Annotated in this window: 2 protein-coding genes and 1 pseudogene; 1 reads left to right on the plus strand and 2 read right to left on the minus strand. The window is 66.1% G+C overall.

Annotated features, from left to right (window positions below):
- The first annotated feature begins 409 nt into the window (after positions 1 to 409).
- Positions 410 to 1,717 carry an MFS transporter gene (locus JOZ76_RS01175; RefSeq protein ID WP_291696810.1) on the plus strand — a complete coding sequence of 436 codons (1,308 nt, stop codon included), beginning with the start codon at positions 410 to 412 and terminating at the stop codon, positions 1,715 to 1,717.
- On the opposite strand, the gene JOZ76_RS01180 is transcribed toward JOZ76_RS01175, so the two are convergent.
- The gene (locus JOZ76_RS01180) at positions 1,714 to 3,273 is read right to left on the minus strand and encodes an acyl-CoA carboxylase subunit beta (RefSeq protein WP_291696811.1); all 1,560 of its coding nucleotides are present in this window, start codon (positions 3,271 to 3,273) and stop codon (positions 1,714 to 1,716) included. The genes JOZ76_RS01175 and JOZ76_RS01180 overlap by 4 nt on opposite strands.
- A pseudogene (locus JOZ76_RS01185) lies at positions 3,203 to 3,623 on the minus strand (hypothetical protein); the annotation flags it as partial. The gene JOZ76_RS01180 and the pseudogene JOZ76_RS01185, both read right to left, overlap by 71 nt.

Raw genomic sequence — 3,623 nt, forward strand, 5'->3', positions numbered from 1 at the left:
AGGTCGCCGCGCTTGCGCGGCGGGTGGGGGCCGCCCTGGCCTCCGCTGCAGCCTTTTTCGCACGACGCCCCCACCCCAGCCCTCCCCCGCAAGCGGGGGAGGGAGCGCACCGCCAGCGTTCAAACGCCATATGCGATTGCCCTGCCCTAGCGGGGAGGGGTCGGGGGTGGGGGTCCCCGGATGCAGTTTGTCGTGTGGTACCCTCCTCCCCAGCCCTCCCCCGCAAGGGGGGAGGGAGCATAGCTCCGATGCGGCTGCAGTCGAGCATCATCTCATCAAGCGCTGGCATTCAAGGTGCATGTCCTGAAATGAGGGAAGTTAGGCCTTTCCGCCAGACGGCCATCCCGTCAGGATAGGCTGTCCAAATCACCCACAACAAGATCAACCACGGCAACGCAACTGAGGCTCAATGATCTCCAACTGGCTTTCGGCCGCCCTCGCCCGCCGCAACATCCACTACGGCTGGGTGATGGTCGGCGTGACTTTTCTGACCGCCCTGATCTCGGCGGGCACGGTCGGCGCGCCCGGCGTGTTCATCGTGCCGCTGCAGCAGGAGTTCGGCTGGACCACGGCCGAAATTTCCTCCGCGCTCTCGATCCGCTTCATCCTGTTCGGGCTCATGGCCCCTTTTGCAGCTGCTCTGCTCAATCGCTACGGCCTGCGCAATGTCGCCTTGTCGGCGCAGCTGATCGTGGCCTCGGCGCTACTCGCCTCGCTGGCGATGACGAAGGTCTGGCACCTGATGCTGCTCTGGGGCGTCGTGATCGGCATCGGCACCGGCATGACGGCCCTCGTGCTGGGCGCGACCATCGCCACGCGCTGGTTCGTGGCGCGGCGCGGGCTCGTGGTCGGCATCATGACCGCGAGCGTCGCGACCGGACAACTGGTGTTTCTGCCGCTGATTGCGAGCATCACCGAGCGGTTCGGCTGGCGCACCGCGCTGGCACTGGTCTGCGTCATGCTCGCGATCTCCGCGCTGCTCGTGCTCTTGATGCTGCGTGACCGGCCGGGCGATGTCGGCCTGCGCCCGTTCGGCGATAGCGGAACCGAGCCGCTGCCCGCGCCGCCAAAGAGCACCACGCCGATCATGACGGCGGCGCTCGGCACGCTGCGCGACGCCGCCGGCACGAGGGTCTTCTGGCTGTTGTTCGCCACCTTCTTCGTCTGCGGCGCCTCGACCAACGGCCTGGTCCAGGTGCATCTGATCCCGATGTGCGCGGATTTTGGCATCCCCCAGGTGCAGGCCGCGAGCCTGCTCGCCGCGATGGGCATTTTCGATTTCTTCGGCACCATCATCTCGGGCTGGCTGTCCGACCGCTATGACAACCGCTGGCTGCTGTTCTGGTATTACGGCCTGCGCGGCCTGTCGCTGGTGTTCCTGCCGTTCTCCGACTTCACCTTCTACGGGCTGTCGCTGTTTGCGATGTTTTATGGGCTCGACTGGATCGCGACCGTGCCGCCGACGGTGCGCCTGACGGCGCAGCGTTTTGGAGCGGAGCGGGCGAACCTGGTGTTCGGCTGGATCTTTGCCGGCCACCAGCTCGGCGCCGGCACCGCGGCGTTCGGCGCCGGCCTGTCGCGCACCGTGCTTGCGACCTATCTGCCGGCGTTCTTCGTGGCCGGCGCGCTGTGCCTCGTGGCGGCCGCAATGGCGCTGGCCATCGCGCGGCAGCCGAAGCCGGTGACGGCACAGGCTCCGGCGGCAGCGCAGGCTTAGGGCCTGATTGCCATGTTCGGTGCGAGCCCTACCGTGCGCAGCGGCTCGGCCAGCCGGGCGAACTCGCAGAGCAGCGAGCGGGTCTTTCTGGGATCGATGATCTCCTCGACCCAGAATTTCTCGGCCGAGCGGAATGGCGAGCGCAGCTTGTTGAGGCGATCTTCGATCTCCTTCAGCTTCGCCGCGGGATTGTCCGCCGCGTCGATCTCGGCGCGGTACGCCGCCTCGATGCCGCCCTCGAGCGGCAGCGAGCCCCAATAGGCCGACGGCCAGGCGTAGCGGATGGAAAAACGATCGGCCGGCTGATGCACGACACCGGCAACACCAAACGAGTTGCGCACGATCACGGTGCACCACGGCACCGTCGATTGATTGACGGCCGCCATCGCGCGCACGCCGTGGCGGATGGTGGCGGCCTTCTCCGCCTCGAGCCCGATCATGAAGCCTGGGCAATCCATCAGGTAGACGATCGGCAGGTGAAAGGTTTCTGCGAAGTCGACCCAACGCACGACCTTCTGGCAGGCGTCCGCGGTCCACGAACCGCCATAATGAAACGGATCGCCCGCGAGCACGAGCACGGCGCGGCCTTCGAGCCGCGCCAGGCCCACGATGATCGGACGGCCGAAATTCTGCGCCACTTCGAAGAACGAGCCGTTGTCGACCACGGCCTCGATGATCGGGCGCATCTTGTAGACCTGACGGCGGCTGCGCGGCACCGCCTTCATCAAAGAGTCTTCGGCGCGTTCCGGATCGTCGTTGCAGGCAAGCGTCGGCGGCAGCTCGTAGACCGAAGATGGCAGGTAGGACAGGAAGCGCCGCGCGCAGACAAATGCCTCCTCCTCCGTCTCGACGGCGTGATCGACCGCGCCGGCGCGGGTCTGGATCTCGGCACCGCCGAGTTCCTGCTTCGACAGATCCTGGCCGAGCCGTTTGACCACCGGCGGACCTGCGACGAACATCGCCGAGTTTTTGGTCATGATCGAGTAGTGGCTCGCAACCAGCCGCGCCGCGCCGAGGCCGGCGACCGAGCCGAGGCCGAGCGCGACCACCGGTACCCGCGCCATGTTCTCCGTCGTGTAGCGGTACGCGCGATTGCCCCCGATGCCGCCGGGCAGATTGGCCGCGCCCTTGGTCTCGATCGTCTTGACCGAGCCGCCGCCGCCGGAGCCCTCGATGATGCGGATGATCGGCAGGCGGAAATCATGCGCCATCTCTTCCGCCATCAAGGGCTTTGCCGAAATCGAGGCGTCCGCCGAACCGCCGCGCACGGTAAAATCGTCACCGACCACGACCACGGTGCGGCCGTCGATCCTGGCGCGGCCGAACACGCAATTTGCCGGCGTCAACTGGGTGAGTTCGCCATGCTCATCATATTCGCCTGTCCCGGAGACGGCGCCGATTTCATGGAAGCTGTTGGGGTCGACAAGAGCGTCAATGCGCTCGCGGACGGTGAGGCGGCCCTGGTCGCGCTGCCGCTTGACCTTCTCAACGCCCCCCATCTCGCGCGCGAACGCTTCGCGCCGAGCGAGCTCGTCGAGTTCCACCTTCCAATTCATTCGTCTGCTCCGTCCCTACAGTCTCAGGTATCGTCTCTTGTGTGGTCTCTTGGGTCTTGACCGAACTCTTTTGCGAACTCTTTTCCGAACTCTTGGCCGAGACCGACAGCGGCCTCCTTTCCATCCGGTGGTTGAAAACGTCGCCTTCGCCGGCGTCGAGCAGGCTGCCGATGGTCCGCGCCAGTTCGATCATCGGCGCTGCCACCTCCGTGTGCAGCCGCGCCTCGTCATACATCGCCGACAACAGCCCGATCGTGACCACGACAAAGGTCTGGTATTGCGGCGACCACAGCGGCACTGCGAGCCCGTTGATATGCGGGCTCCACAGCCCGCAGGCCACCACATAACCG

This window comes from Bradyrhizobium sp., assembly GCF_019244115.1.
Lineage (GTDB): Bacteria > Pseudomonadota > Alphaproteobacteria > Rhizobiales > Xanthobacteraceae > Bradyrhizobium.